The organism is Cryptocyanus atlanticus LEGE 06306, from assembly GCF_056633155.1.
Genome location: NZ_JBSJOZ010000002.1, coordinates 228313 through 251753 on the forward strand (window position 1 = coordinate 228313; position 23441 = coordinate 251753).

The 23441-nt window shown below is 68.7% G+C and carries 29 protein-coding genes and 2 tRNA genes; 6 read left to right on the forward strand and 25 right to left on the reverse strand.

Annotated features, from left to right (window positions below; translation table 11 throughout):
* The first annotated feature begins 38 nt into the window (after positions 1-38).
* Positions 39-716 carry a ribonuclease D gene (locus tag ACWJI7_RS03875; protein ID WP_479935519.1) on the forward strand — a complete coding sequence of 226 codons (678 nt, stop codon included), beginning with the start codon at positions 39-41 and terminating at the stop codon, positions 714-716.
* Here the strand turns inward: ACWJI7_RS03875 and ACWJI7_RS03880 are convergent.
* Together ACWJI7_RS03880 and ACWJI7_RS03885 are read right to left on the reverse strand one after the other, a co-directional pair.
* Complete coding sequence (locus tag ACWJI7_RS03880; RefSeq protein ID WP_479935521.1) at positions 695-952, reverse strand: hypothetical protein; 258 nt, start codon at positions 950-952, stop codon at positions 695-697. The two genes, ACWJI7_RS03875 and ACWJI7_RS03880, sit on opposite strands and share 22 nt — an antisense overlap.
* A 31-nt stretch (positions 953-983) precedes the next feature.
* Positions 984-2306 (reverse strand): lipid-A-disaccharide synthase-related protein, encoded by a 1323-nt coding sequence (locus ACWJI7_RS03885; protein ID WP_479935636.1) that lies wholly within the window; start codon positions 2304-2306, stop codon positions 984-986.
* Between ACWJI7_RS03885 and ACWJI7_RS03890 the strand changes: the two genes are divergently transcribed.
* Positions 2271-2341, forward strand: a tRNA-Cys gene (locus ACWJI7_RS03890). The two genes, ACWJI7_RS03885 and ACWJI7_RS03890, sit on opposite strands and share 36 nt — an antisense overlap.
* A gap of 53 nt (positions 2342-2394) precedes the next feature.
* On the opposite strand, the gene ACWJI7_RS03895 is transcribed toward ACWJI7_RS03890, so the two are convergent.
* Together ACWJI7_RS03895 and ACWJI7_RS03900 are read right to left on the reverse strand one after the other, a co-directional pair.
* Entirely contained in the window at positions 2395-2907 is a 513-nt protein-coding gene (locus ACWJI7_RS03895) for a hypothetical protein (RefSeq protein ID WP_479935523.1), read from the reverse strand.
* Positions 2908-3127: 220 nt separating this feature from the next.
* Entirely contained in the window at positions 3128-3349 is a 222-nt protein-coding gene (locus ACWJI7_RS03900) for a hypothetical protein (protein WP_479935524.1), read from the reverse strand.
* Positions 3350-3377: 28 nt separating this feature from the next.
* Here ACWJI7_RS03900 and ACWJI7_RS03905 point away from each other — a divergent pair, with 28 nt between their 5' ends.
* The gene (locus ACWJI7_RS03905) at positions 3378-4385 is read left to right on the forward strand and encodes an aldo/keto reductase (RefSeq protein ID WP_479935638.1); all 1008 of its coding nucleotides are present in this window, start codon (positions 3378-3380) and stop codon (positions 4383-4385) included.
* Here ACWJI7_RS03905 and ACWJI7_RS03910 read toward each other — a convergent pair.
* On the reverse strand, positions 4373-5044 hold the full coding sequence (locus ACWJI7_RS03910; RefSeq protein WP_479935526.1) for a hypothetical protein: 672 nt from the start codon (positions 5042-5044) through the stop codon (positions 4373-4375). The two genes, ACWJI7_RS03905 and ACWJI7_RS03910, sit on opposite strands and share 13 nt — an antisense overlap.
* Before the next feature lie 91 nt (positions 5045-5135).
* On the reverse strand, positions 5136-6170 hold the full coding sequence (purM, locus tag ACWJI7_RS03915; RefSeq protein ID WP_479935528.1) for a phosphoribosylformylglycinamidine cyclo-ligase: 1035 nt from the start codon (positions 6168-6170) through the stop codon (positions 5136-5138).
* A 453-nt stretch (positions 6171-6623) separates the two neighbouring features.
* On the opposite strand from purM, the gene ACWJI7_RS03920 reads away from it, so the two are divergent.
* A complete protein-coding gene (locus ACWJI7_RS03920) occupies positions 6624-7196 on the forward strand; it encodes a septal ring lytic transglycosylase RlpA family protein (RefSeq protein WP_479935530.1) in 573 nt (190 codons plus the stop codon).
* Between the two features lie 70 nt (positions 7197-7266).
* Positions 7267-8865: a bifunctional pantoate--beta-alanine ligase/(d)CMP kinase gene (locus ACWJI7_RS03925; RefSeq protein WP_479935532.1), complete on the forward strand. Its 1599-nt coding sequence runs from the start codon at positions 7267-7269 to the stop codon at positions 8863-8865.
* Here the strand turns inward: ACWJI7_RS03925 and ACWJI7_RS03930 are convergent.
* The 10 genes from ACWJI7_RS03930 to ACWJI7_RS03975 all read right to left on the reverse strand — a co-directional run bounded on the left by ACWJI7_RS03930 (position 8862) and on the right by ACWJI7_RS03975 (position 16214).
* Complete coding sequence (locus tag ACWJI7_RS03930; protein WP_479935533.1) at positions 8862-9341, reverse strand: low molecular weight protein-tyrosine-phosphatase; 480 nt, start codon at positions 9339-9341, stop codon at positions 8862-8864. The genes ACWJI7_RS03925 and ACWJI7_RS03930 overlap by 4 nt on opposite strands.
* Positions 9338-10030, reverse strand: coding sequence for a HEAT repeat domain-containing protein (locus ACWJI7_RS03935; protein WP_479935534.1), 693 nt, complete (start codon positions 10028-10030; stop codon positions 9338-9340). Before ACWJI7_RS03935 ends, ACWJI7_RS03930 begins: the two co-directional genes overlap by 4 nt.
* Before the next feature lie 7 nt (positions 10031-10037).
* Positions 10038-10904: a HEAT repeat domain-containing protein gene (locus ACWJI7_RS03940; RefSeq protein WP_479935640.1), complete on the reverse strand. Its 867-nt coding sequence runs from the start codon at positions 10902-10904 to the stop codon at positions 10038-10040.
* Between the two features lie 129 nt (positions 10905-11033).
* Positions 11034-11525, reverse strand: a complete 492-nt coding sequence (gene cpcA, locus ACWJI7_RS03945; RefSeq protein ID WP_479935535.1) for a phycocyanin subunit alpha — start codon at positions 11523-11525, stop codon at positions 11034-11036.
* Positions 11526-11570: 45 nt separating this feature from the next.
* The gene (locus ACWJI7_RS03950; protein WP_479935537.1) at positions 11571-12089 is read right to left on the reverse strand and encodes a phycocyanin subunit beta; all 519 of its coding nucleotides are present in this window, start codon (positions 12087-12089) and stop codon (positions 11571-11573) included.
* A 419-nt stretch (positions 12090-12508) separates the two neighbouring features.
* Complete coding sequence (locus ACWJI7_RS03955) at positions 12509-13360, reverse strand: phycobilisome rod-core linker polypeptide (protein ID WP_479935538.1); 852 nt, start codon at positions 13358-13360, stop codon at positions 12509-12511.
* Positions 13361-13624: 264 nt separating this feature from the next.
* Positions 13625-14116, reverse strand: coding sequence for a phycocyanin subunit alpha (cpcA, locus tag ACWJI7_RS03960; RefSeq protein WP_479935535.1), 492 nt, complete (start codon positions 14114-14116; stop codon positions 13625-13627).
* A 45-nt stretch (positions 14117-14161) separates the two neighbouring features.
* On the reverse strand, positions 14162-14680 hold the full coding sequence (locus tag ACWJI7_RS03965) for a phycocyanin subunit beta (RefSeq protein ID WP_479935537.1): 519 nt from the start codon (positions 14678-14680) through the stop codon (positions 14162-14164).
* Between the two features lie 442 nt (positions 14681-15122).
* Positions 15123-15335 (reverse strand): phycobilisome linker polypeptide, encoded by a 213-nt coding sequence (locus tag ACWJI7_RS03970; protein ID WP_479935539.1) that lies wholly within the window; start codon positions 15333-15335, stop codon positions 15123-15125.
* A gap of 33 nt (positions 15336-15368) precedes the next feature.
* Positions 15369-16214 (reverse strand): phycobilisome rod-core linker polypeptide, encoded by an 846-nt coding sequence (locus ACWJI7_RS03975; RefSeq protein ID WP_479935641.1) that lies wholly within the window; start codon positions 16212-16214, stop codon positions 15369-15371.
* A gap of 211 nt (positions 16215-16425) precedes the next feature.
* On the opposite strand from ACWJI7_RS03975, the gene ACWJI7_RS03980 reads away from it, so the two are divergent.
* Positions 16426-16833 (forward strand): hypothetical protein, encoded by a 408-nt coding sequence (locus ACWJI7_RS03980; RefSeq protein ID WP_479935541.1) that lies wholly within the window; start codon positions 16426-16428, stop codon positions 16831-16833.
* 10 nt (positions 16834-16843) lie between these two features.
* On the opposite strand, the gene ACWJI7_RS03985 is transcribed toward ACWJI7_RS03980, so the two are convergent.
* The 9 genes from ACWJI7_RS03985 to ACWJI7_RS04025 form a co-directional block, all read right to left on the reverse strand.
* Entirely contained in the window at positions 16844-17611 is a 768-nt protein-coding gene (locus ACWJI7_RS03985) for a phycobilisome rod-core linker polypeptide (protein WP_479935542.1), read from the reverse strand.
* A 127-nt stretch (positions 17612-17738) separates the two neighbouring features.
* The gene (locus ACWJI7_RS03990; protein WP_479935544.1) at positions 17739-18341 is read right to left on the reverse strand and encodes a chromophore lyase CpcT/CpeT; all 603 of its coding nucleotides are present in this window, start codon (positions 18339-18341) and stop codon (positions 17739-17741) included.
* A 41-nt stretch (positions 18342-18382) separates the two neighbouring features.
* On the reverse strand, positions 18383-18619 hold the full coding sequence (locus ACWJI7_RS03995) for a hypothetical protein (RefSeq protein ID WP_479935546.1): 237 nt from the start codon (positions 18617-18619) through the stop codon (positions 18383-18385).
* A 106-nt stretch (positions 18620-18725) separates the two neighbouring features.
* Positions 18726-18798: transfer RNA gene (locus tag ACWJI7_RS04000), tRNA-Phe, on the reverse strand.
* A 31-nt stretch (positions 18799-18829) separates the two neighbouring features.
* On the reverse strand, positions 18830-19492 hold the full coding sequence (locus ACWJI7_RS04005; RefSeq protein WP_479935548.1) for a ComF family protein: 663 nt from the start codon (positions 19490-19492) through the stop codon (positions 18830-18832).
* A gap of 72 nt (positions 19493-19564) precedes the next feature.
* Positions 19565-19834, reverse strand: a complete 270-nt coding sequence (locus ACWJI7_RS04010; protein ID WP_479935550.1) for a DUF2470 domain-containing protein — start codon at positions 19832-19834, stop codon at positions 19565-19567.
* Positions 19835-20025: 191 nt separating this feature from the next.
* On the reverse strand, positions 20026-21321 hold the full coding sequence (locus ACWJI7_RS04015) for an FGGY-family carbohydrate kinase (protein WP_479935552.1): 1296 nt from the start codon (positions 21319-21321) through the stop codon (positions 20026-20028).
* Between the two features lie 10 nt (positions 21322-21331).
* Positions 21332-22591: a methionine adenosyltransferase gene (gene metK, locus ACWJI7_RS04020; protein ID WP_479935554.1), complete on the reverse strand. Its 1260-nt coding sequence runs from the start codon at positions 22589-22591 to the stop codon at positions 21332-21334.
* Between the two features lie 45 nt (positions 22592-22636).
* Positions 22637-23419, reverse strand: coding sequence for an HAD family hydrolase (locus tag ACWJI7_RS04025; protein ID WP_479935556.1), 783 nt, complete (start codon positions 23417-23419; stop codon positions 22637-22639).
* Positions 23420-23441 lie beyond the last annotated feature (22 nt).

Consider the following 23441-nt stretch of genomic DNA (forward strand, 5'->3'; position numbering starts at 1 on the left):
GCGCCCTTCGGCACGATGGGGTGGATCGTTCCCGCCCGATGGCCTCCGCTTCCGTGACCCCCCCCGCCCGCTTCGCCGTCTTCGACGGTGATCTCGACGCCGACTGGTTCGCCCTGCTGGCGGAGGCCCCCGCCCTGGCGGTGGATACCGAGGCGATGGGCCTGATCCATGGCCGTGATCGTCTCTGTCTGGTGCAGATCGCCGACCATCGCGACCAGGTCTGCTGCATCCGGATCGCCCGGGGTCAGAGCGCCGCCCCCCGGCTGCAGCAGCTGATGGAGCACCCGGCGATCGAGAAGGTCTTTCACTTCGCCCGCTTCGATGTGGCCGCCCTGGCGGAAGGTCTCGGCATCGCCGTGCAGCCCCTGTTCTGCACCAAGGTGGCCAGTCGCCTGGCGCGCACCTACAGCTCCCGCCACGGCCTCAAGGAGGTGGTGCAGGAGCTGGTGGGGGTCGACCTCGACAAGGCGGCCCAGTCCAGTGACTGGGGCCGGGTCGACGAACTCGATGAGACCCAGCTGGCCTACGCCGCCAACGACGTGCGCTACCTGCTGCCCGCCGCCCGTCAGCTGACCGCCATGCTGGAGCGGGAGGAAAGGATCGAGCTGGCTCGCCGCTGCTTCGCCTGCATTCCCGTGTTCGCCGATCTGGACCGTGGCCGTTTCGGCTCGGTCTTCGACCATTCCTCCCAGGGTCAGTCCTCGTCGAGGAAGTAGCCCTCGGAAGGCTTGGCGACCAGAAGGGTGTCGAGCAGTTGCTCCTGGGAGCGCACGCCTTGCTCGGCCTCCAGGATCATCCGCTCCGCCACGCCCACCCGGCCGGGGGTGTCGCGGATCTCCTCCCGGGCCGAGCGCTGGTCGACCCGGCGGCGGGCGGCGGCGATGCTGATGCCCAGCAGGGTGGCCAGCCGTCCAGTGGCGATGGCGTAAGCCCGATCGGTGGGGGCGGGCATGGCGGGGCAGCCGGAGGAGTGGGGTTCCCCATCATCCCTGCCTCTCCTCCAGCAGACGCATGTCGATCAGGGCGGCCAGCCGGGCACTGCCTCCGGAAGGCCCCATCCGTCGCCGGCCGGTCCGTCCCCAGGCCCGTCGGCGCGGGGGGTCCTCCAGCAGCCGCTCCAGGGAACGGGCCAGGGCCGCCGGCGAGCCACAGGGGCGCACCGCCCCCCCCAGCAGCCGGCTCTGCCGGCGGGCGAATCCGGGCGTGAACTGGGGGCCCCTGCCGGGCAGCGACAGGGCCGGCACCCCCAGGCCCACCAGCTGTTCGGTGGCGGTGCCGGCGGTGGCCAGCCCCACGTCCCCCCAGCTGGCCCAGTCGGGAAAGCGGCCTGGTCCGAGCAGCAGCAGCAGCAGCTCCCGTCGCCAGGCGGCCCCGGCGCCGCTGCCCGCCGGAACGGCGGCCCCGCGAAAGCCCCGGTGCCGCAGGGCGGTTCCGAGCTCCTCCAGGGAGGGATGGGAGCCGGTGGGGCAGAGCACGACCAGGGGACCCTGCGGCCGGAGCCGGTCGAGGCCGTCCAGCAGGTGGCCCAGATTCCGGAGGGCCTCCGGCACCCGGCTGCCGCAGAGCAGGATCAGGCGCCGGACCCCCTGGAGGGACGCCGGCACGGGGGCCGGGGCGAATCCATCCATCATCGGATTGCCCGGCGCCAGGGCAGCCACGCCCTGGCGCCGGAGACCCCGGGCGGTGAGGCCATCCCGCACGGCCACCAGCCGGCAGCGGGGATGGGCCATCAGCGACCGTTCCCAGGGATCCCATTCGCTGCCTTTGCAGCGGTGGTAGCGGTCGGCCAGGGGGCTGCCGCCCGGTCCGCTGCGCCAGGTGTAGTCGCTCTTCGGGGTGCCGATGAAGCCGTAGGGGGCCCCGCTGCCCCAGGCCAGCAGCAGGGGCAGCAGATCCCCGACGGCCAGGATTGGCAGACCGCTGCGCCCCCAGTGCCGCACCAGCCGCCACTGGCGCCAGCTCAGCAGCGGCAGGCCCGCGCTCAGGTCGCTGAGCAGGCCCCCCAGGCTCTGATTGCTGAAGCCACCGCTCGGCAGCCGCTGCCGCGGACCGACCCGGCGCAGCTCCCCCCGGTCCTCCGCCGCCCGGTAGCCGTCGCCGTTGCCCACCAGGGGCAACACGGCCACGTCCAGGTCCTGGCGCCGCTCCCGCAGGGCCTGAAGGACCCGCATGGCGACCAGATCCTCCCCATGGCCGTTGCTGAGAACCAGCAGCGGGAGCAGCCGGCCACGGCTGATACGATCCGCTGAGCGGGCCTGAGGTTCCGCTCCGGCGGCATGGCCAAGTGGTAAGGCAGAGGATTGCAAATCCTTTATCCCCAGTTCGAATCTGGGTGCCGCCTTTGATCCCGCTCCAGGGCCCCAGTGAGCCCGGGCGTGGCGGCGGGCCGCGCCATCAGAACGCCGCGGTGGCGCTCCAGCGCTCACCCGACGGGGCCGTGGCCCGGCAGATCACCGCATTGCGCTGGATGTCGCAGCTGCCCTCTGCCGGCCAGGCGTTCGGCAGGGTGATGGCCAGGCCTCGGCTGTCGTAGCTCGTTTCGCTCACGCTCGAGATCTCCGTGCGGAGTGGTCCCTTGAGCTGACAGTGGCCCTGGTGGCAGCTCAGGGAATCCCCGCCCTCCCGGACCACCCCGACGAAGCTCACCAGGTTGGTGGTCTCCTCTCGCCCGGCCTGCTCACCCCTTCCGGGTCCGAGGAAGCGGATGTTCAGCAGCCCCTGCCTGTTCTGCTCAAAGCGGAGCCCCGTGCAGGGGGCCTGCTTCTGGCCGGCCAGATTGCGCTCGCAGCTGCGGGCGTCATGCTGCCAGCGCCCGAAGTCGTCGCGGCGTTCGGCCGCGCTTGCCGCCGGGGCGATCGTCGCCAGGGTCACCAGGGCCGGGGAGACCAGGGCCGGAATCAGACCCATCGCCCTCAGCCCCGGGGCGATCCGGGGACCCGACGCCCGGCACCGGTGCCGGGAAACCGGGTGTGGCGGGCCTGGGGTCTGGGGCGGGCAGAGGGGGCTCTCGCGCAAAGCGGCTGGCACGGCTTCCCCCATTGTGGGCGCTGCGGAGGCCCGCCTCGCCAAGCTCCTCTCTACCCCAGCCCGGCCGGAGCTTCGGCCGCGGCGGCGGCGGGCGGGCGGATCAGTAGCCGGAATCCGCCACACAGAGCCCCTGGCAGTGGATGCCGTTGCCCGCCGTGCGGCCACAGTGCCCGCAGAGCACGGGATCGGCGTCCGGCGGCGGCCCGGGAACGGAACCGCTCCCGGAGAGGGGTCGAGCCTCGCCGGCGGCAGGATGGGACGCGATGGACGGGGGAGCGGACGGCGCGGGATCCACCGGAGATCGGCGACGGAGGCCGATCATGGCGAGCGATGGGACGGGAGGGGAGGCGATGGGGGCGGTGGATCAGCTCGGAGCGCTCCCAGGCTCCGTCGCGGTGGGCCCATCGATCGGTGTGGGGACCTGGGGCTGGGGGAATCAACTCCTCTGGGGGTATCAGCCCGAGCGGCATGACGCTGAACTGGCGGCCACCTTCCGCCGTGCCCTGGAGCTGGGGCTCCGGTTCTTCGACACCGCCGATTCCTACGGCACCGGCCGTTTTAACGGACGCAGCGAGCAACTCCTGGGCGGTTTCGTGGAGGCTCTGGAGCCCAAGCAGCGGCGAGGGCTCTGCGTGGCCACCAAGCTGGCTCCGTTCCCCTGGCGGCTTGGCCGCCGCGGCTACGTCCGCGCCTTCGCCGCCTCCCGTGGGCGGCTGCGGGGCCATCTCGACCGGGTGCAGCTGCACTGGAGCACGGCCCGCTACGCCCCCTGGCAGGAGGACCCCCTGCTGGATGGACTGGCCGATCTGGTGGAGCAGGGGGAGGTGGCCGGTCTGGGGGTGTCCAACCTGGGCCCCCGGCGGCTGGAGCGGGTGCACCGCCGCCTGGCCGAGCGAGGTGTGCCCCTGCTCAGCCTGCAGGTGCAGCTGTCGCTGCTGGCGCCCGAGGTGGTCGGCCCCGGAGGACTGGCGGAACGGTGCCGGGAGCTGGGGGTGGAGCTGATCGCCTATAGCCCCCTGGCGTTCGGTCTGTTGTGTGATCCCCTCTCCGGCGGGGGCAGCCTGCCCCGTGGCCCCCGTGGGGTGCTGTTCCGCCGGATTCTGCCGCGGATCGAGCCCCTCCTGGCGCTGATGCGCCGCATCGCCGCCCCCCGGGGGGCGACGGTCGCCGAGGTGGCCCTGAACTGGTGCCGCTCCCATGGCGCCATGCCCATTCCCGGCCTGCGGAAGCCCTCCCACGTCGAGGCCGCGGCAACGGCCCTCGGCTGGTGCCTGAGCGAAGCCGAGCGGAACGCCCTCGATGGTCTGGCCCTGGCCCTGCCGGTGCGCATGCCCGCCAATCCCTTTCAGAGCGACTGAGCGCCGTCCGCCGGGGCCTCCCGCTCCGGTTCCTGAGCCGCCTCGGACCCCGGACCCCCCTCGGGGGGCAGCACGACCGGCAGCGAAGACGGTCTGGATACGCTGAGCAGCACGGCCGGGGCGCAGCCGGCGAGGGGACTTCGCTGCTCCGCTGTCCGGTCGTGGCCGTCACAGGCCGTGAGGGCCTCCTGGAGCAGGGAGTCGAAGGTGGAGCCGGGCAGGCGATGCCGGGCGAGTTCCAGGAAGGCCCTGGCCAGCGATTCCCCGGAGGCGGCCCGCAGGGCAGGATTGTTGCTGCGACCGGCCAGTTCCTCGTCCACCGCCTCGAGGAACCGTTCGGTCACGGTCCGTTTGGTGGTGGCGCGGATCCTCGTCTCCTGCTCGGCGGCCGTCAGGTTGATTGGATTCTCCAGCTCCTGCAGACGGCGGCTGAGGCTCTCGTGCACCTCGCGGGCTTCCTTGCCCAGTCGGATGAGCTGGCCATCGGAGAGCCGGGGCAGATCGGCCACGTAGACCTTGCCGTGGTCCCGCAGGGTCAGGAAAGTGGGCCGGTTGGAGCCCCGGCCCGCCGGAAGCTCTCCGATCCGGCGGGCCGGAACGGAGGCTTGGACGGGGGCGGAACTGCGGCGCCGGGTTGTGCGGCCTGGGCTGGCGGGCATGGCAGGGCGTGACCGAAGGAAGGCGGGAATGGGGGTGCTCGGGCGGATCAATCCAACTGGGTTGGCAATCTGTCAGCGCCGGCAGGGCCGCTCAGTACGGCAAACCCGCCAGCGCCGGGCTGCCGGCCTCGGAGCTCTCCACCACCCCCAGACTCCAGGCATGGTGGCTGAGACCGTCGCAGCAGGCCAGGGTCGCGTTCAGTGCGCCGTGGGGCACGACCAGCACGAAACCCACCCCCAGATTGAAGGTGTTCCAGAGGTCCTCCTCCGGGATCTCCCCTTCGGCCTGAAGCCAGCGGAACAGGGCCGGGCGCTCCCAGCTTCCGGCATCGATCCGGGCCAGCGTGCCTGGCGGCAGGCAACGGGGAAGGTTTTCCGGCAGCCCACCCCCGGTGATGTGCGCCATGGCATGGACGGGGATGCCCTGACGCTGCAGCCCCGTCACCAGGGCCCCGTAGAGCCGGGTGGGCTCCAGCAGGGCCTCGATCACGCCCACACCGCCAGCCTCGAGGCGGGTGCCGGCCGTCACCGCCCGGGACTCCAGAATCCGCCGCACCAGGCTGAAGCCGTTGCTGTGGGCGCCGCTGCTGGCCACCGCCACGATCCGGTCGCCCGGGCTCACCAGATGCCCGTCCACGAGCCCGTCCTCCTCCACCACCCCCACGCAGAACCCGGCCAGGTCGTAACGACCGGGGCCGTAGAAGCCGGGCATCTCGGCGGTTTCTCCCCCGAGCAGGGCGCAGCCGCACTGGCGGCAGCCGTCGGCGATGCCCTCCACCACCTGGGCCATGGCCTCGGGCCGCAGCCGACCCGTGGCGATGTAGTCGAGAAAGAACAGGGGTTCGGCGCCACTGGTGATCACGTCGTTGACGCACATCGCCACCAGATCGATGCCCACGCCATGGTGGTGGCCATGGGCCTGGGCCAGCTCAAGCTTGGTGCCCACTCCATCGCTGCCCGCCACCAGCAGGGGACGCTGCAGGCCTTCCGGCAGCCGGCACAGACCGCCGAACCCCCCTAGCCCTCCCACCACCTCCGGCCGCCGGGTGCTCTCCACGCTGCTGCGAATCCGTTCGACGAAGGCCCGTCCGGCGGCCACATCCACGCCTGCTGTGCGGTAATCCATGGCTCCGGTGCTGCTGGGGTGGGGATCCGGAAGGGATCCTCCGACGCGGGGATCCTCCGCCCCCATCCTGAGGGCCCATCCTCCGCTGGCCGCCCCCAGGACTGGCAGGAGGTGGGATGACGGGGTGGACGATCCGGCGATCGGCACGAGAACCGATCAGTGCCGCTGATGACATTGATCGGGTTCTCTGATTGCGCCCGCCCGGAGTGCTCGCCTCAATCGGCAGTGAGGGACAGCGACTTGGCCTTCGATGACATCATTCGAGCCCATCTGCGCAGGGTCCTGTTGCGCGAGCGAGCCGGATTTTCCCCTTACATTCCCTTCGTCGTCCATTCGGTTCAGGAACTCCAGCACCGATCCCCGTCGCCAGCAGATCCATCGGCGGCGTGATCTCCTCAGGGTCGATTCATCCATCTCGTGATGTACGCCCCCGAGACTTGAGTTTCGCCTGTTATGCAACGTTCCGCTTCCCTGGGTGTCATTGCCCTGCTGATGTCCGGCGCCGGTCTTGGCGTGCCCGTTCTCGCCGATGCGGCTCGAGCCGCCACCGATTCCCGTCTGGCCGTGGCCCGCCCGAGTGCGTCGGCCCCCAGCTCGGATCCCGCTCCCGAAGCCGATGCTCCCCAGGAGCAGGCGATTCGTGAACAGCAGGATTCCGCTCCCGAAGCCCGTCCCGCCCCGGCCGCTCCCCAGCCCATCGCCCCGGCTCCAGCCCCGGCCCCGGTGCGATCCGCCTACGCCGGGACCGGAGAAGCCAGCTGGTACGGTCCGGGCTTTTTCGGCAACCGCACCGCCAACGGCGAGGTGTTCCGTCCAGGCACCCTCACCGCGGCCCATCGCACCCTTCCGTTCGGAACCATGGTGCGGGTCACCAACCTCTGGAATGGGCGGACTGCGGTGGTGCGCATCAATGATCGGGGTCCCTTCCATGGCCGTCGGATCATCGATCTGGGCCACGGAGCCGCCCAAAAACTGGGCCTCATCTCCAGCGGCATCGCCCAGGTTCGCCTTGAGGTGATTCAGTAGGTCGATCGGGCCCAGACCCTCCCCGGGTCCATTCTCCAAACCGCCCCGTGGGTCTTCGTCGTCCTTCCCCGTGGAGCTGCTACGCACCACTGCAGACCTGCGTCGCTGGTGCGGTCCACCGATCCACCGGATTGACAGACCTGTTCACTTCGTGCCCACGATGGGGGGGCTGCACCGGGGCCATGCCGGTCTGATTCTCCGTGCCGGCCAGAGCGGGGCCGGAGCCGGGCGGCGGCCCAGGATTCTGGTCAGCGTTTTCGTCAATCCTCTCCAGTTTTCCGCCGGGGAGGACTTCCAGCGTTACCCCCGTGATCTCGCCGGCGATGCCGCCACCGCCGCGGGAGCCGGGGCCGATGCCCTGTTCGCTCCTGACGCCGAGGAGCTCTTCCCCGGTGGAGCGTGCCAGATCACCCGGGTGTGCCCCCCGGCGATCCTGCTTCAGACCCTCTGCGCCCGGTCGAGGCCGGGCCATTTCGAGGGGGTGGCCACCGTGATCGCCCGCCTGCTGGCGCTGATCCGTCCGGAGCGGATTCTGCTCGGAGAGAAGGACTGGCAGCAGCTGGTGATCCTGCGCCGGGTGGTGGCCGATCTGGGTCTGCCGGTGCGGGTGGAAGGCTGCCCCACCTGGCGGGAGGCGGATGGACTGGCCGGCAGTTCCCGCAACCGGTATCTTTCTCCTGCCGAGCGTCGTCAGGCTGCCGCCGTTCCCAGGGCCCTGCAGGAAGCCTCGCAAACCTGGCGCCATGGTGATCGAAGTGATGACCAACTATTGGCCCGGCTGCGCCGCCGGTTGGAGTCCTCGGCTCTGCAGGTCGATTACGCGGAGCTGGTGGGGGCCCACTCCCTGCTCCCATCGCCGGTTCGCTGCGGGATGGCCCTGCTGGCCGTGGCGGTGCACTGCGGCTCCACCCGCCTGATCGATCACCGCTTTCTCATGACCCGTGCCCCGATCGTCGCCATCGATGGCCCCGCCGGCGCCGGCAAGAGTACTGTCACCCGCGCGTTCGCCCGCCGGCTGGGGCTCCTCTATCTGGATACGGGAGCGATGTACCGCGCCGTGACCTGGTGGGTGCAGCGCCAGGGAGCCGATCCGGCCGATGCGGCGGCCGTCGCCCCACTTCTGGCCGATCTCGACCTGCGGCTGGAGGCAGGTCTGGCCGGCGATCAGCGGGTCTGGATCCAGGGCCATGAGGTCACCACGGCCATCCGTCATCCCGATGTCACCGCCGCGGTGTCCCTGCTGGCGGCCCATGCCGTCGTGCGCGACGCCCTCACCCGCCAGCAGCAGGCCATGGGCGAACGGGGGGGTCTGGTGGCGGAAGGCCGCGACATCGGCACCGCGGTCTTCCCCGACGCTGAGTTGAAGGTGTTCCTCACCGCATCGGTGCAGGAGCGGGCGCGCCGGCGTGCCCTGGATCTGGAGCAGCGGGGATTTGGGCCACCCGCGCTTGGGGAACTGGAGGCCCAGATCGCCGAGCGGGACCGACTCGACTCGAGTCGGGCGGTGGCTCCGCTCTGTCAGGCCGAGGACGCCATCGAACTGATCAGCGATGGCCTGGAGATCGACGCGGTGATCCAGGCCCTGGTGGATCTGTTCCGTGAGCGGGTGCCGGAGGACGCCTGGCCCCCGGAGCCGCCGCCAGCCGCGCCGGCGCCGGCGAGGTCCTAATCGGCCAGCAGATCCTCCAGCAGGCCGTCGCAGGCGTCCTCCAGCAGGTCCAGCACCCGGTCGAACCCCTCGTCGCCGCCGTAGTAGGGGTCGGGGACTTCCGTGCAGGGGTGCCGCCTGCAGTGGCTTGTGATCGGCAGGATCCTGGCCCGGTGACTCCGGCCCGCCGCCAGGGCGCGCACAGCTGCGAGATTGTCGTCATCCATGGTGAGGATGTGCTCGAAGCGATCGAGATCGCCGGGTTCGATCCGGCGGGCCCGGCTGGGCAGTGCAATGCCGCGACGGGCGGCCGCCGCCTGCATGCGCGCATCTGGCGGGTTGCCCACGTGCCAGCCACCGGTCCCCGCCGAATCCACTCGGAAGGCCTGCTCCAGCCCGGCGCCGCGCAGCCGATGCCGAAAGACTCCCTCGGCAGCTGGGGAGCGGCAGATGTTGCCCAGGCACACGAAGAGCACACCGCGCCGGGCCGGTGTCATGCCGGTTCCCCGTCCAGCCGCAGCCTCTCGAGGGCCAGCCGGGCCCGCAGCCGCACCACCGGCGTCTCCTCGCTCGTGTCTCCGGCGAGAAGGCCCAGGCCCTCCAGGGCCCGGAGGCGTTGCTCCCAAGCGGGCCACGGGTCGGCCAGCAGGTTCTCCAGCCCCACGGTGACGGCGTAGCGCACCACCCATTCTCCGTCGGCACAGCCGGCCAGCAGGGCCTCCAGGCAGCGGACGCGGACCCGGGCCGCCTCCGGGTCGCTGAGGTCCTCCAGGTTCAGCTGGCCCAGGCCGCGGGCCGCCGCCCGCCGCACGCTGGGTCCGATGTCACAGGCCAGGGCACTTTCCAGCACCTCCAGACCACGCACATCCCCGATGCCCGCCAGGGCGCGCACCGCCCAGGCCCGCGCGCCGTAGTTGTGGCCATCGATATTCTCGAGCAGAGGCTCCACCGCCTGGGTCCCGAGGGCGATCAGTCCCTCCACGGCTGCCACGGCGGCCCCGGGGTTGTTGAATCCGAGCACCTCCACCAGGCTGGCGGCGGCGGCTGGGTGTCGAGCCTGGGCGAGGTGCCGGGTGGCCTCCAGCAGGCCGAGCGGACTGTCCGCCTGGCGCAGGGCCTCGAGCAGGGGGCCGGGGTCGAGGGGTGGCTGGGCTGGGACTGCCACGGCCGCAGATGGGGAATGCATGGGGAGGTCAGAGCAGATCATCCATGACCGCCAGCACGGCGATGGTGTCGTGATCGTGGCGCCTGACCTCCCCTGGCCGTTGCGGGGCCGTCCGGGAGCGGCCGTTCTCCACCAGCCCCCGCAGGGCGATCAGCTTCAGGCTGTTCTCCGCCAGGGTGCGGCGGATCGGCTCCAGGGCTGGTCGCCAGCCCGCGGCACCCAGGTCCATCAGCGCAGCGCGACGGACCTGGAGCTGGGGATGCTCCAGCAGTTCCAGCAACCGGTCACCCCAGTGGGACGCTCCGGTGAGCTGGAGCAGGGACCGGCAGGCGGCGCTGCGGATCAGCGGCCGCTCGTGCGCCACGAACGGCGTGATCACCTCCAGCACCGGGTCCGACGGACAGCCGATCTCGCCGAGGGCTTCCAGCAGGGCCTCACAGGGCTCCTGGAGCCGGCTGCTGCCCGGCACGGGAGCACCGGCCCCGTCCGGCCCGCTGGCCAGGAGGGCGCAGAGACGATCGACGGCGGCCGTGGCCCGCAGTTCGCCCAGGGAGCGGGCTGCGGCTTCCCGCAGCCCTTCATCGGCGTCATCGAGGGCCTTGAGCAGGGCCGGAATGGCCGCGGTATTCGCCAGCTTGCCGAGGGCCCGGGCTGCGTTGCGGGCCACGGCGTTGTGCTCGACCCCGGCCGAGGCCTGCCGGGGCTGGCGTTGGTCCAGGGCCGCGCAGAGCAGGGGGAGAGTGTCGGGATGGCGGCTCCGCATGCGGCCCAGCCACCAGGCGGCGTAATACTGGGCGGATTGGTCCCCGCTCTGGCGAAGACGGGCCAGCGCTTCCACCTCATCGATGGGGGCGCTGGCGGCAGGGGTGTTGGGGGGAGGACCGGCCTCGACCATGGCCACGGCTTGACGGCAGACAACTCGACGGACGACGGTGCAATAGAAAAAAAGGAGGCCAGAAGGCCTCCTTTGCGGGTGTGAGAGTGGACGACGCGAGGATCGCGTCAGAAGAACCCTTGGGGGACTTCAGACGAGAGCGTTGATGGCGTAATCGATGTAGTTGTTGGCGATGACGCCGGGGTCGCCGGAGATGCCGTGGTTGGCCTTGATGTAGCTCAGGGCTTCCACGTACCAGGAGGGGGAGAGTTCGAAGGCACGGTTGATCTCATCGAGACCGGCGATCAGATACTCATCGAGGGGTCCGGTGCCACCGGCAACCAGGGAGTAGGTGACGTGACGGAGGTAGTAGCCGATGTCACGGGCACACTTTTCCTTGCCCCTGGGGGTGGAGGCGAAGTTGGGTCCCTGTTGCTGGGTGGTGTAGGGATACTTGCTGTAGACGGCCTGGGCGGCGCCGTTGACGAGCTCATCGGCTTTGGCGGTGAGCTGGCGGGCGGCTTCCAGGGCGTTCTTGGCGCGCTCAAAGCGACCGAAGGCGGCGTTGAGCTCGGTGTTGCTCAGGAAGCGACCTTGGGAGTCGGCGGCGGCAACGGCCTCGGTAAGGGGAGTCTTCGACATGGGTGAAGGGGGAAGAAGAAGGGGGAACCTGAAGGGTGAGGCCGATCAGCCGACGGCGGCGGCGGCGCGATCGAAGTAGGTGCCGATCTCGGAGGCGAGGGCGGAGCAGTCACCGGGGGTGATGCCGTTGCGATCGTTGACGAGACCCATGGCGGCATCCTTCATCTTGCGGACCCCTTCGGCCACGGAGGCACCGGGGACGCCGAGGGCGAGATAGGTTTCACGCAGGCCGTTGAGGCAGCGATCTTCCAGAACGGAAGCGTCGCCGGTGAAGACGGCGTAGGTGACGTAGCGGAGGATGATCTCCATGTCGCGCAGGCAGGCGGCCATGCGGCGATGGGTGTAGGCGTTGCCACCGGGGGCAATCAGGGCCGGTTGCTGATCAAAGAGATCGCGGGCGGCGTTGGTGACGAGGCTGGAGGCGTTGGAGGTGATGCGATTGACGGCATCCATCCGCTTGTTGCTGTCAGCGACAACCGACGCCAGGGCGTCGATCTGGGCAGAGCTGAGGAATTCGCCGCGGGCATCAGCCTGAGCAACGACCTTGGTGAAGGCGTCGAACATGTAAAAAATCTCCTGTTCTCGACGTTCGGGGTCGGGAGTGGGTTTGTTTGTGCCGAACGGGAGCTCCGATCGACCGAGGTATTCTGCGAAAGAACGCTCACGATCTTCGGGAAGTTCACAAAGGGTCACCAAGCCCTGTCTGCACTTCAATTGCCCGCAGATGGTTGGACAGCCGAGTGGGTCGAATCGCTGCTGCAGCCTTACGTCTGACCGATCACGGCCCAGGGCCTGCCTGGCCCTGGGCAGGGGTGGGACCCACCGTTTCTCCCCGGATCGGTTCCCGGGTGGAGCCTCAAACAGGTCGCCATCGTTGATCGGCGGCCGGGCAAGTCTTAAGACAATCGATAGCTCCATGAAAAAACCCGGCGGTCAGCTACCGCCGGGCCTGATTCAACTGGTGGTGAACGGGGGCAGGCCCGTCAGTTCACCGGGGTGACGCTGGCCACCCGGCCACCCTGACGGTGGATCATCTGCTGGGCCTCCAGCATCTTGTCGAAGGGGATGAAGCGCACCGTGTTGCTGCGCTTGTGGAGGCGGTAGTCAGTCAGCCCGGTGACCTCGACCCGATACACCTTGGCGTTCTGACCGATGCCCCGGGCCATCTGGGTAATCGATTCATTGGCCACCTTGGTCGGCTGGAAGCTGGCACCGGACGCGTTGGGGCTCACCACTGGCACGGCCCGGTCCTGATGCAGGGCCTTACCCAGGCGGAAGTTGGTGCCGGCCGAATCCCCTTTTACGGAAGCGGCCACACCGCGGCCGAGCTGCATCAGCCACGAGAACTGGCGCCCCACCTGGCCAGCGGAATAGCCCCAGCCATGGATGTAGGGAACCTGCTCTTCGCCGAAGCGGCTCTGATACTCGTCGCTGTCGATGTAGGAATCGATCTCAGCGTCGTAGCCCTCATCCTGGAGGATCGTGAAATGGTGAAGCATTTCAGCCTTGCTCTGGGGAGCACGGCCGAGCAGATGTTTGTGATTGAGTTCGATGAAGTGGTAGGGATTGCAGTTCTCGAAGAACTTTTCGCGGTACAGGCCACTTTTCGCCACCATCCGCACGAGCTCGCGCACACTCAGGTAGCCATTCCTGAACAGGGATTCGGCGCCTTCCAGGCGTTCGCTCTCCATCACATACTGATAGCCGAGCACCTGCTGGTAGATGGCACGAATCAAGGTGGCCTTGTCCTGATCGGTCCCGTTGGACCAGTTTTCCTGGTTGCGATCGTTGGCGAAACGCTCGATGCCCAGATAGGCAGCGTTGGCGAGGGTCATGGTTGGTCGGGCTGGGTGGGAGGAGGGCCGCGGCGGCCGGCTGGGTCCTGAGGAGCCACAAACAGGGTCAGCAATGGCCAGGACTGGTAACAATCCTATGGGCGTGCTGGGGAAACTGTTTGCATTTTTCCAGGGAATCGTTACAGCGTGCCGGCGCTGCGGTGTGGGTGGACCGGGCTAGAAAAAAAGGAGGCCAGAAGGCCTCCTTTGCGGGTGTGAGAGTGGACGACGCGAGGATCGCGTCAGAAGAACCCTTGGGGGACTTCAGACGAGAGCGTTGATGGCGTAATCGATGTAGTTGTTGGCGATGACGCCGGGGTCGCCGGAGATGCCGTGGTTGGCCTTGATGTAGCTCAGGGCTTCCACGTACCAGGAGGGGGAGAGTTCGAAGGCACGGTTGATCTCATCGAGACCGGCGATCAGATACTCATCGAGGGGTCCGGTGCCACCGGCAACCAGGGAGTAGGTGACGTGACGGAGGTAGTAGCCGATGTCACGGGCACACTTTTCCTTGCCCCTGGGGGTGGAGGCGAAGTTGGGTCCCTGTTGCTGGGTGGTGTAGGGATACTTGCTGTAGACGGCCTGGGCGGCGCCGTTGACGAGCTCATCGGCTTTGGCGGTGAGCTGGCGGGCGGCTTCCAGGGCGTTCTTGGCGCGCTCAAAGCGACCGAAGGCGGCGTTGAGCTCGGTGTTGCTCAGGAAGCGACCTTGGGAGTCGGCGGCGGCAACGGCCTCGGTAAGGGGAGTCTTCGACATGGGTGAAGGGGGAAGAAGAAGGGGGAACCTGAAGGGTGAGGCCGATCAGCCGACGGCGGCGGCGGCGCGATCGAAGTAGGTGCCGATCTCGGAGGCGAGGGCGGAGCAGTCACCGGGGGTGATGCCGTTGCGATCGTTGACGAGACCCATGGCGGCATCCTTCATCTTGCGGACCCCTTCGGCCACGGAGGCACCGGGGACGCCGAGGGCGAGATAGGTTTCACGCAGGCCGTTGAGGCAGCGATCTTCCAGAACGGAAGCGTCGCCGGTGAAGACGGCGTAGGTGACGTAGCGGAGGATGATCTCCATGTCGCGCAGGCAGGCGGCCATGCGGCGATGGGTGTAGGCGTTGCCACCGGGGGCAATCAGGGCCGGTTGCTGATCAAAGAGATCGCGGGCGGCGTTGGTGACGAGGCTGGAGGCGTTGGAGGTGATGCGATTGACGGCATCCATCCGCTTGTTGCTGTCAGCGACAACCGACGCCAGGGCGTCGATCTGGGCAGAGCTGAGGAATTCGCCGCGGGCATCAGCCTGAGCAACGACCTTGGTGAAGGCGTCGAACATGTAAAAAAAGCTCCTGTTCTCGACGGGTGGGGTCGGGAGTTGGGTGTTCCAAGATGAAGGCGCCGAAGGCGCTTTCCTGTACCGGTTCAGGGCTGCCTGGTGTGGGCCGGCGTGACCGGTCACAGCCAGAACGGATCCCGACTGGACCTAGGTATTGTTGGACCCCGCATCGGACTGATGAGCGATGCTTAACAAACGGTCACCCGTTTGGCAAGTCCCCTGCGCCGCAAAGCCTCTCAGTTGGGGCTGCGCCCCGTGGCCGGGCGCCCGGCCAGCCGGGTTCTGAGTTGTGTAACACAATGAACTGAAAATCTGGTCAGGTGTGTCCTCGTCGCGGACCCGGCCGCCGGGCTGCATCCGAATCCCGGCTGGGTTCAAGACCATGAAAAAGCCCCCCTGGAGAGGAGGGCAGAGGCAGGAAAGGAATGCCTGCCGGAGGAGATCAAGCGTCGCCGCTGCCACTCACGTTCACTGCCGTGATGGTGCCCCCAAGGCGGTTCACCAATTGCATGGTTTCATTCATACGGGTATAGGGAACCTGCATGACGCAGTCTGAACTGCGAACATAGGAATTGTTCGCGAGACCGGTCACGGTGATGGTGACCTGACGGTTGCTGCTGAAGCTGCTGCCGCGGGTGCCTGCGGAAACCTTCATGGCTGTTAGGGCGAAGGGGTGTGGGGAGTGAACTCAGTTGACCGGACTGATGCTGGCGATGCGACCGCCTTCCCGCTGGATCTGTTGCTGCGCTTCCAGCAATTTGTCGAACGGGATGAATCGGACACGATTGCTGCGCTTGTGCAGCCTGTAGTTGTTGAATCCGGAGATTTCAACGCGGAAAGTGCGGCCCAGTTCACCTGCCCCCACGCCCATGCGGGTCACCCCATCGGATTCGACACTGCGGAAGGCCGAGCCCTTGGCGTTGGGGCTGACCACCGGAAGGGGGGCTTCCTTGTGGACAGCTGGATTGAGGCGGGACTGGGTTTTGGTGATGTCGCCCTTGACAGAGGCGGAAACACCTCGGGTGAGCTGGAGCAGGTAGGAGAATTGAAGCCCCTGCTGGCCCACCGAGTAGTTCCAGCCATGCATGTAGGGGATCTGCTCCTCACCGAAGCGGTTCTGATACTCGGCAGAATCGATGTAGGAATCGATTTCGGCGTCGTAACCGTCGTTCTGGAGGATGGTGAAATGGTGGAGCATTTCCGCCTTGTTCTGCGGAGCCCGACCGAGCAGGTGCTTGAAGTTCAGCTCGATGAAGCGGTAAGGGTTGCAGTTTTCGAAGAAGCGCTGGCGGTACAGGCTGCTCTTGGCCACCTGGCGCACGAATTCGCGGACGCTGAGGTAGCCGCGACGAAATAGGGACTCAGGACCGTCGAGCCGCTCGCTCTTCATGACGTACTGATAGCCAAGCACCTGCTGATAGACGGCACGGATCAGGCCGGCGGTATCGGCTTCGGTGGCGTTCGACCAGTTGTCCTTGTTGCGATCATTCGCGTAGCGGTCGATGCCCAGGTAGGCAGCGTTGACGAGTGTCATGGGCGTGCGGGCCGGGAAGAGAGAAGAGACGAAGGGCACGTCGGGCTGTGGGATGCACAGGCCAGGAAGGGCCCCAAGATGCTGTCTGCCGCTGGATCCTATGGGGGCTGTACCACTCTCAGCGTCGGTTTTCGGAATCGTTACAAACCCCAGGCCTGGCGTGATGGTGCAGCTCCGATACCATCCGACCTGCACGGTCACTGCACAGACCATGATCTCGGTATCCGAGGCTGATCTCTGGTCCCAGCGTCTGACGCTTCAGCTGCGAGCCCTCAGTGAGCTGAGTGAAACGCTGACCGTGAGGCTGCTCGACATGGAGGAGCGGGTGGTGCGCTGTGAAGATCAGCTCCGCGGCGTGGAGGGACGCAGCCGGGATGCCGCCGATGGCTCGGCGGCCGTGGTGGATCTCCTGGAGCAGACCGAAGCGAGGATCGCCCATCTCGAGGGTCTCCTAGAGCCTGGCCCCAGGATGGTGCCGGAGGACCGGGGCCGGGCTCCGTTCCATGGAGCTGAGCCATCGGAGTCAGGGTTCTGGGTTGCCGGCAGTGGGGAGCCGATGTCCCAGGAGCCGTTCCCCGACGAAGGGGAACAGCCGTTCATGGATGAGCTGATCGCCTGAGGAGGGGGACTCAGCCGGCAGCCCCGGTGTGCAGCATCGCCCCCACCGTGGTGAGCAACACCCGCACCACCTCCAGGGCCCCCACACCGGCCAGCACAAGCCAGGCTTTGCGGGCCAGTTCCGGCGGCTGCCCGCCCACCCAGGTGGGGGAGAGGCGTCCGCTCTCCAGGCTTTGGCTGCCCGTGTAGGGGGCGGCCGGGGCGCGTCGTGCGGAGATGTCGCGCCAGTAGGCCGCGTAGCGAGGGGCCTGCTGGTTGAAGGGACGTTCCCCGACGCCGTGGCCGGCGAGCACCCGGGAACGCTGGTAGGGGACTTCGTCCTCCCCGAAGCAATCGAGATACTCCTGGGATTCCAGCAGGGCATCCACCAGACCCTCCAGACCCTGCTGGGCGATCAGGATCGACCAGGCGATCCGTTCGCGATCCCCGTGTACGGCACGGCCGAGAACGCGACCGACAATCTGCTCCACCAGCGCGTAATTGCTGTTGCAGCGATAGAAATCGCTGCGGAACTTGCTGGAGAGCAGCAGACCGCGGATGAACTGGCGCACGCTGATCTGGCCACGGCGCAACTGGGACTCCAGAGCGGCGTCGCGATCGGCCTTGAAGGCGTGGAAATAGATCTGGCGATAGGCGCGCTCAATCAGCTCATCCATGGCCTGGGGGCTGCGGCGCAGGCCTTCAGGGGTGCGGCGAGGATCTTCCTCGCTGCCGACGGCGAAGCTGCGGACGCGGGCATTCTGAGCCAGCGGTTTGGTGTCCAGGAGGGGCAGGGGCATGGAGACGCTCGACAAGGGCCTGAACCTAGTCATCACATTTGAGCACAATCGCCTATTGCTCAAAGCTCTCACACTCCTTCACAGGGTCACCTTTCGTGTCGCACTGTTGCGGATCTGTGATCCGTCCTCAGTGCCAGCTGCGGAGCCACGGCTCCGGAATCTCCGCTGAGAAATCCTCGGTGCGCTGGAATTCGAAGGGCCCTCCCACCGATCCCCACAGCGGAGTGTGGGTGATGGGGTCGTGGCCGCGATCGATGGTCCGCATGCCCTGACCATTCAGCTCGAAGCTGCTAACCAGGTAGGCCGTGGCCCCCTTGCGCTCCACGAGGCAGCGGCAGCCAGGCTCCACCTCCCCCACGAAGCCCTCGCCCCGCTCCTGAACCACGTAGGTGCACCCCTCCAGGGGGCGCAGGTCGTGGGGCTGAATGAGGGCCATGCGCTCGGGATCCTCGCTCGCTCCCCAGAAGCGCCGATCCTCCGTGAGGGCCTGGTTGTGGATCCGCAGGCCGTCTGATCCGGAGGCTTCGGCGCGCAGCACCCGGATCCGGTAGGGCTGCCCCGGGGCGAAGGCATACCACTGCTCCAGCAGCATCGAGCCTGGCTCCAGCTGGGGCAGCGGACGGAACCGCACCAGGATGTGGGCGAAGATCGGCGGATTCTCGAAAGCCTGATTCTGGTTGCTGAAGCCAGCGCTCAACATCCGGACCAGGCGGCACAGGGAGCTGCTCATGGGGCGATCCTATGGGTCTGGCCCATGGGCCAGGGGAAGGCTCAGCAGCGGAGCAGCCGCAGTCGGAACTCCGCCACCTGTCGGACCAGTTCGGGCTGCCGGACCGCAAAGGGATGGTCGCTCAGCTCGCTCAGTACGCTCTCCAGGCGGACCTCCCGGCTCAGGTCGTGGCCGGCCCGGGAGCTGCTGAGCCTCCCCCAGGCCGTCTCGAACGCCATGCCGTAGCTGTCGGCGTTGTTGAACTGCTGGTCGGCTGGACGTTCAGGAGGAGTTCGCATGGGGGGCATAAAGACGGACCGTCTGGCGGAACGTGGGCTGGCCCCCGGCCCGGCCCGGCGGCGGGGGGCGCCTCTCGCTTCCGGCCACCCGCCGGCTGGGAGACAATGCCAGGACCCAGATTTGAACTGGGGACACGGCGATTTTCAGTCGCCTGCTCTACCAACTGAGCTATCCCGGCTGGCCGCTTGGCAGCACCCGCGGATCTTAGATCACCGGCTCGGTGGGGTCCTTGCCAGGCAGAGCAGGCCGGCCACCCGGTAGCCACCCCGCTGAAGCGCCTCGGCCGCCGCCGCCGCGGTGGCTCCGGTGGTGAGGATGTCATCCACGAGAAGCAGGGGCGGCGAGAGCCTGATTGCCGCCGGGGCCCTCGATCCGCCGCCGGTCGTGAAGGCGTCCAGCTGGTTGAGGGCCCGCAGCCGCCGGTTGAGGTGGTGCTGCCCGAGGGTGGGCCGGCTGCGCCGCAGCGGATCGGCCCGGCGCAGCCCCAGCCCCGCGCCGATCAGCTCGGGCAGGGGGTTCCCCCGCCGTTTCCAGCTGGGGATGGCCACCACGCTGAGCGTCGAACTGGGCAGACCCTCCAGGCTGACGGGCAGGGTGTCCCGCAGGGCCCTCGCCAGCACCTGGAGGCGGCCGGGGTCGGGAGACCGCCGCTGGTGGAGCAGCAGCGCACGCAGGCTGCCGCCGTACCAGCCCAGGGCCCACCACGGCAGGGGTGCCCAGCCCTGCAGCCCGGCCGGGGGCAGCTCCAGCCGCTGGCGGCAGTGGCGGCAGGGCCGCCGGCCCGAGTCACCGTTCTGCAGGGGGCGGCGGCAGAGCCCGCAGCTGGCGACGGTCACCAGCTCCAGGCAGCCCCGCAGCAGGCCGTGAACCATGGTGGCGCGGCCTCCCGGCCGAGAACGTGGGTCCCCTCCAGGGTTCCCAGCAGCTACGCCGTGCGGGGGCGATCAGGTCCGGGGGAGGGCACGGAGCATGGCCACCAGGGTGCGGTGTGCATCTTCGCTGTCGCTGAGGGTGTGATCGAAGGCCACTGACACCCAGGTGCCATCCACCTCGAGCTCCATGGCCTCGGGACGAACCTTCAGCATCCGGGCCTCTGCGGCGGCCCGTAGGCCGCCGTAATGACGGGCGTAGGCCAGCACGGCTTCCGCGTGGTCGTTGTTCATGTGCTGGCAGATCCGCGCGCTGACGGAATCGGTGAGGGGATCGGCAGCCATGGTTCCGAAAGTGTCGTCCGGCCAGTCTGCCGGCTCGGCACGGTGCCGGAGCTCAGAGCCCCCCGAAGCGTTGCCAGAGCAGGAGCGCCAGGCGAACTCCGCTGTAGGCGACGTAGCCGGCCAGGATCGCGAACAGGGCCATGGACAGGCTGGTGCGGAGGCGTTCGTTCATGCCGGGAGGGAGCGGTGGATCAGTGCCTCCCCATCCTCGGCTCGAGTCCGTCCCGCGCCAGGCCCCGCAGGGCCAGCCGGGCGGCGCCGAGGGCGGGGGACCGCCCGGGGCGATTCCGCACGGGCAGGCCGATCGCCTGCTGACGCAGGTGCCGCCACTGGGGATTGCGGGCCCCACCGCCCACGCTGAGCACCCCCCGGATCCCGGGGGCGCCCAGCTGCCGCAGCCGCTGCCAGCCCCGGGCCTCGATCGCGGCCAGGCCCTCCAGCAGGGCCTGCAGAAAGAGGGCGTCACTCACCGGCCTGGGGCCGAGGATGGGCTCCAGCTCGGGATCGTCGATCGGGAACCGTTCCCCCGGACCCGGCAACGGGCGCAGCGCCAACCCGCTGGGCCGGCTGGGGTCGATCTGGCGGCTCAGGCGGCGAAGTTCGTCGTCGCTGAAGAAGCGACGCAGCACCCCGCCGCCGGCATTGGAGGCCCCGCCGATCAGCCAGCGGCCATCGAGCCGGTGGCAGCTCACTCCCGCCGCCTGGATAGGGGCCTCGACGAACTGTTTGAGCACCAGCGTGGTGCCGAGCACGGCCAGCCCTTCCTCCGGGGCCGGCTCAGCGGCCAGCACGGCGGCATTGGAGTCGGTGCTGCCGGCCACTACCACACAGGATGGGGAGAGCCCCAGGATGGTGGCGGCGGCCGGATGGATCCGGCCCAGCGCTTGCCCACTGGCGACGACCTCAGGCAGGGCGCTGCTCCAGGGCTGGCTGGCGATGGAGCCGGTCCAACGGCGCTCCAGCAGATCCCAGCCGAGCCGCAGATTGTTGCCCTCCTCCCCCCAGCGCCAGTCCCGCAACAGCCAGCCCATCACCCAGTCGGCCTGGTGGCGCACCAGCACCGGGGACGGGTCCTTGTTCAACTGGCCAAGCAGGCGCAGTGCCCTGGCCAGGCTGCCGCTGGCGCTGGCGGCAGGCGATTCCGCCGGCACGAGGGCAGCCACCGCCTCGAGCTGTTCGCGGCAGGCCAGGGAATAGGCCAGCGCCGCTCCGGCGGGTGTGCCGTCGGTTCCACAGAGCAGCAGGGTGCCGGACGTGCCATCCAGGCTGATGGCGGCCACCCGCCGGAGCCATGGGGCGGGCAGGGCGGAGAACAGACCTTCCAGGCCCTCCAGCCAGCCCCGGGGATCCTCGAATGGCCGCGGATAGGGGAGCTGCCGGGCGGCCACCGGCTGCCCCAGGCCGTTGATCAGGGCCAGCCGCAGTCCGCTGCTGCCCAGGTCCACTCCGGCGGCCAGCGTTGTGTCCGCTGCCGGCGGGGAGGGCATGGCGGCGGGATCAGGCGCCGCTGGCGGCCGGGATCCGCTCCGCCATCGCCTGGCGGAGGCGGGCGGCGGGGGCGGCCACGTCTTCCCAGGGCAGGCTCAGGTCATTGCGGCCGAAATGGCCGTAGGCGGCCACATCCTGGTAGAAGCGGCCTCCGCGCTGGCGGGGCAGTTCCCGCAGGCCGAAGGTCTCGATGATGGCCCCCGGACGCAGATCGAAATGCTCCTGCACCAGGGCCGTGAGATCGTCATCGCTGTGGAGTCCGGTGCCACCGCTCTGCACCAGGATGCTCACCGGCCGGGCCACGCCGATGGCGTAGCTCAACTGCACCTCCGCCTTGCGGGCCAGCCCGGCAGCCACCAGGCTCTTGGCCACGTAGCGGGCGGCATAGGCGGCCGAGCGGTCCACCTTGGTGGGATCCTTGCCGGAAAAGGCCCCGCCGCCGTGGCGAGCCGTGCCCCCGTAGGTGTCCACGATGATCTTGCGGCCCGTGAGCCCCGCATCCCCCTGGGGGCCGCCCACCACGAACTTTCCGGTGGGGTTGACCAGAAAACGGATCGCTTCGCGGCGGGGGGAAAGGGCGAGATCCGCTGTGGCGGGTTCCACTACGTGGTGCCAGAGGTCGTCGGCGATCCGCTGACGCAAAGCCCCCTCGGCGCTGATGCCTTCGATCTCGGCCTCGTGCTGGGTGGAGATCAGCAGCGTGTCGATCGCCACCGGGCGATCGTTGTCATAAACCACGCTCACCTGGGTCTTGCCGTCGGGCAGGAGATAGGGGAGGGTGCCGTCATGGCGGACCTGGGCCAGCCGCCGGGCCAGCCGATGGGCCAGGCTGATCGGCAGGGGCATCAGTTCGGGGGTTTCGTCGCAGGCGAAGCCGAACATGATTCCCTGGTCGCCCGCCCCCACCTTGTCGAGGGGGTCGCCATCGTGATCGTCGGCCTCATCCACCCCCCGGGCGATATCCGGAGACTGCTGGTCCAGGGCGATCAGCACCGCGCAACTCCTGGAATCGAAGCCGCCGGCCCTGGCCCCCGTATAGCCGATGCCCTCGATGACCTCCCGCACCAGGGAGGTGACATCCACCCGGGCGGTGGTGCTCACCTCTCCGGTCACCAGGCAGAGGCCAGTATTGACCACGGTTTCGCAGGCCACCCGGCTGGCGGGGTCGGCGCTCAGCAGGGCATCGAGGACGGCATCACTGATCTGATCGCAGATCTTGTCGGGATGGCCCTCGGTGACCGATTCGGACGTGAAGACGTAGCGGCTCATCCCGGTGTGCATTGACCACGGAGTGGCTGAGCTTATCGCCTGACCTCAAGGTGTGGCGGGCCCTTCGGGCAGAACGCCGAGCTCGCTCCAGTGATGGATCAGGGGATGGCCCTCCCGCAGCTCCGGAGCCAGGCTCCACCCCGCCGTGTAGCCCAGGGCCAGGGGGACTCCCGCGTTCAGGGCCATGGTGAGGTCGGTGTCGGCATCCCCGATCAGGGCGCAGGCGTCGGGGGTCACCCCGAGCTGGTCACAGAAGCGATGCACGGCCTCGGGATCGGGTTTGGCCGGCTGGTGGTCGGCACTCCAGATGCCGTCGATGCGGTTGCGCAGACCGTGGCCCGCCAGGAAGCGCTCGATGCCGGCGGAGTCGTCGTTGCTGATCACCCCGAGGATGAGCCCGGCGCTGCTGAGGGACTCCAGCAGGGGGATCAAGGCGTCGGTGGTGGGGGCAAGGCCCTGATCGGTCTCGTTCTGGTCCGGGTCCGGGTCCGTGGCGGCGAAGACGGCCTCGCTGTGGCTGAGGGCCTGGGGCCAGCCCAGACCCACCTGGCAGAAGGCGGTGGCGGTGGAGATGAGGTTGTGCTGGCGGCTGGCCACCGCAGTGGTGCCGGCGGGGTGGAGCCGATCACCGATCAGGCCGTAGGCCCGCTCGATCAGGGGCTGAAGGCTGGAGCGCAGGTCCGGCTCGACCCGTTCCAGGCAGGCGGCCACCCGAGCCCGGCTGAGCCTGGTAAGACCCGGTTCGCTGTGGCTGAGGGTGCCGTCCTTGTCGAACAGGACGGCACGCACCGCACCCAGCCGCTCTCCCCGCAGCAGCAATTGAGCCATCGGTGTCGATCCTGCTGGCGGG

What these genes read in the sequence shown, in the direction of transcription:
- ACWJI7_RS03875 (WP_479935519.1), top strand. Translation starts at nt 39, where the DNA reads ATGGCCTCCGCTTCCGTGACCCCCCCCGCCCGCTTCGCCGTCTTCGAC.
- ACWJI7_RS03880 (WP_479935521.1), bottom strand. Translation starts at nt 952, where the DNA reads ATGCCCGCCCCCACCGATCGGGCTTACGCCATCGCCACTGGACGGCTG.
- ACWJI7_RS03895 (WP_479935523.1), bottom strand. Translation starts at nt 2,907, where the DNA reads ATGGGTCTGATTCCGGCCCTGGTCTCCCCGGCCCTGGTGACCCTGGCG.
- ACWJI7_RS03900 (WP_479935524.1), bottom strand. Translation starts at nt 3,349, where the DNA reads ATGATCGGCCTCCGTCGCCGATCTCCGGTGGATCCCGCGCCGTCCGCT.
- ACWJI7_RS03905 (WP_479935638.1), top strand. Translation starts at nt 3,378, where the DNA reads ATGGGGGCGGTGGATCAGCTCGGAGCGCTCCCAGGCTCCGTCGCGGTG.
- ACWJI7_RS03910 (WP_479935526.1), bottom strand. Translation starts at nt 5,044, where the DNA reads ATGCCCGCCAGCCCAGGCCGCACAACCCGGCGCCGCAGTTCCGCCCCC.
- purM (WP_479935528.1), bottom strand. Translation starts at nt 6,170, where the DNA reads ATGGATTACCGCACAGCAGGCGTGGATGTGGCCGCCGGACGGGCCTTC.
- ACWJI7_RS03920 (WP_479935530.1), top strand. Translation starts at nt 6,624, where the DNA reads ATGCAACGTTCCGCTTCCCTGGGTGTCATTGCCCTGCTGATGTCCGGC.
- ACWJI7_RS03930 (WP_479935533.1), bottom strand. Translation starts at nt 9,341, where the DNA reads ATGACACCGGCCCGGCGCGGTGTGCTCTTCGTGTGCCTGGGCAACATC.
- ACWJI7_RS03935 (WP_479935534.1), bottom strand. Translation starts at nt 10,030, where the DNA reads ATGCATTCCCCATCTGCGGCCGTGGCAGTCCCAGCCCAGCCACCCCTC.
- ACWJI7_RS03940 (WP_479935640.1), bottom strand. Translation starts at nt 10,904, where the DNA reads ATGGTCGAGGCCGGTCCTCCCCCCAACACCCCTGCCGCCAGCGCCCCC.
- cpcA (WP_479935535.1), bottom strand. Translation starts at nt 11,525, where the DNA reads ATGTCGAAGACTCCCCTTACCGAGGCCGTTGCCGCCGCCGACTCCCAA.
- ACWJI7_RS03950 (WP_479935537.1), bottom strand. Translation starts at nt 12,089, where the DNA reads ATGTTCGACGCCTTCACCAAGGTCGTTGCTCAGGCTGATGCCCGCGGC.
- ACWJI7_RS03955 (WP_479935538.1), bottom strand. Translation starts at nt 13,360, where the DNA reads ATGACCCTCGCCAACGCTGCCTATCTGGGCATCGAGCGTTTCGCCAAC.
- cpcA (WP_479935535.1), bottom strand. Translation starts at nt 14,116, where the DNA reads ATGTCGAAGACTCCCCTTACCGAGGCCGTTGCCGCCGCCGACTCCCAA.
- ACWJI7_RS03965 (WP_479935537.1), bottom strand. Translation starts at nt 14,680, where the DNA reads ATGTTCGACGCCTTCACCAAGGTCGTTGCTCAGGCTGATGCCCGCGGC.
- ACWJI7_RS03970 (WP_479935539.1), bottom strand. Translation starts at nt 15,335, where the DNA reads ATGAAGGTTTCCGCAGGCACCCGCGGCAGCAGCTTCAGCAGCAACCGT.
- ACWJI7_RS03975 (WP_479935641.1), bottom strand. Translation starts at nt 16,214, where the DNA reads ATGACACTCGTCAACGCTGCCTACCTGGGCATCGACCGCTACGCGAAT.
- ACWJI7_RS03980 (WP_479935541.1), top strand. Translation starts at nt 16,426, where the DNA reads ATGATCTCGGTATCCGAGGCTGATCTCTGGTCCCAGCGTCTGACGCTT.
- ACWJI7_RS03985 (WP_479935542.1), bottom strand. Translation starts at nt 17,611, where the DNA reads ATGCCCCTGCCCCTCCTGGACACCAAACCGCTGGCTCAGAATGCCCGC.
- ACWJI7_RS03990 (WP_479935544.1), bottom strand. Translation starts at nt 18,341, where the DNA reads ATGAGCAGCTCCCTGTGCCGCCTGGTCCGGATGTTGAGCGCTGGCTTC.
- ACWJI7_RS03995 (WP_479935546.1), bottom strand. Translation starts at nt 18,619, where the DNA reads ATGCGAACTCCTCCTGAACGTCCAGCCGACCAGCAGTTCAACAACGCC.
- ACWJI7_RS04005 (WP_479935548.1), bottom strand. Translation starts at nt 19,492, where the DNA reads ATGGTTCACGGCCTGCTGCGGGGCTGCCTGGAGCTGGTGACCGTCGCC.
- ACWJI7_RS04010 (WP_479935550.1), bottom strand. Translation starts at nt 19,834, where the DNA reads ATGGCTGCCGATCCCCTCACCGATTCCGTCAGCGCGCGGATCTGCCAG.
- ACWJI7_RS04015 (WP_479935552.1), bottom strand. Translation starts at nt 21,321, where the DNA reads ATGCCCTCCCCGCCGGCAGCGGACACAACGCTGGCCGCCGGAGTGGAC.
- metK (WP_479935554.1), bottom strand. Translation starts at nt 22,591, where the DNA reads ATGAGCCGCTACGTCTTCACGTCCGAATCGGTCACCGAGGGCCATCCC.
- ACWJI7_RS04025 (WP_479935556.1), bottom strand. Translation starts at nt 23,419, where the DNA reads ATGGCTCAATTGCTGCTGCGGGGAGAGCGGCTGGGTGCGGTGCGTGCC.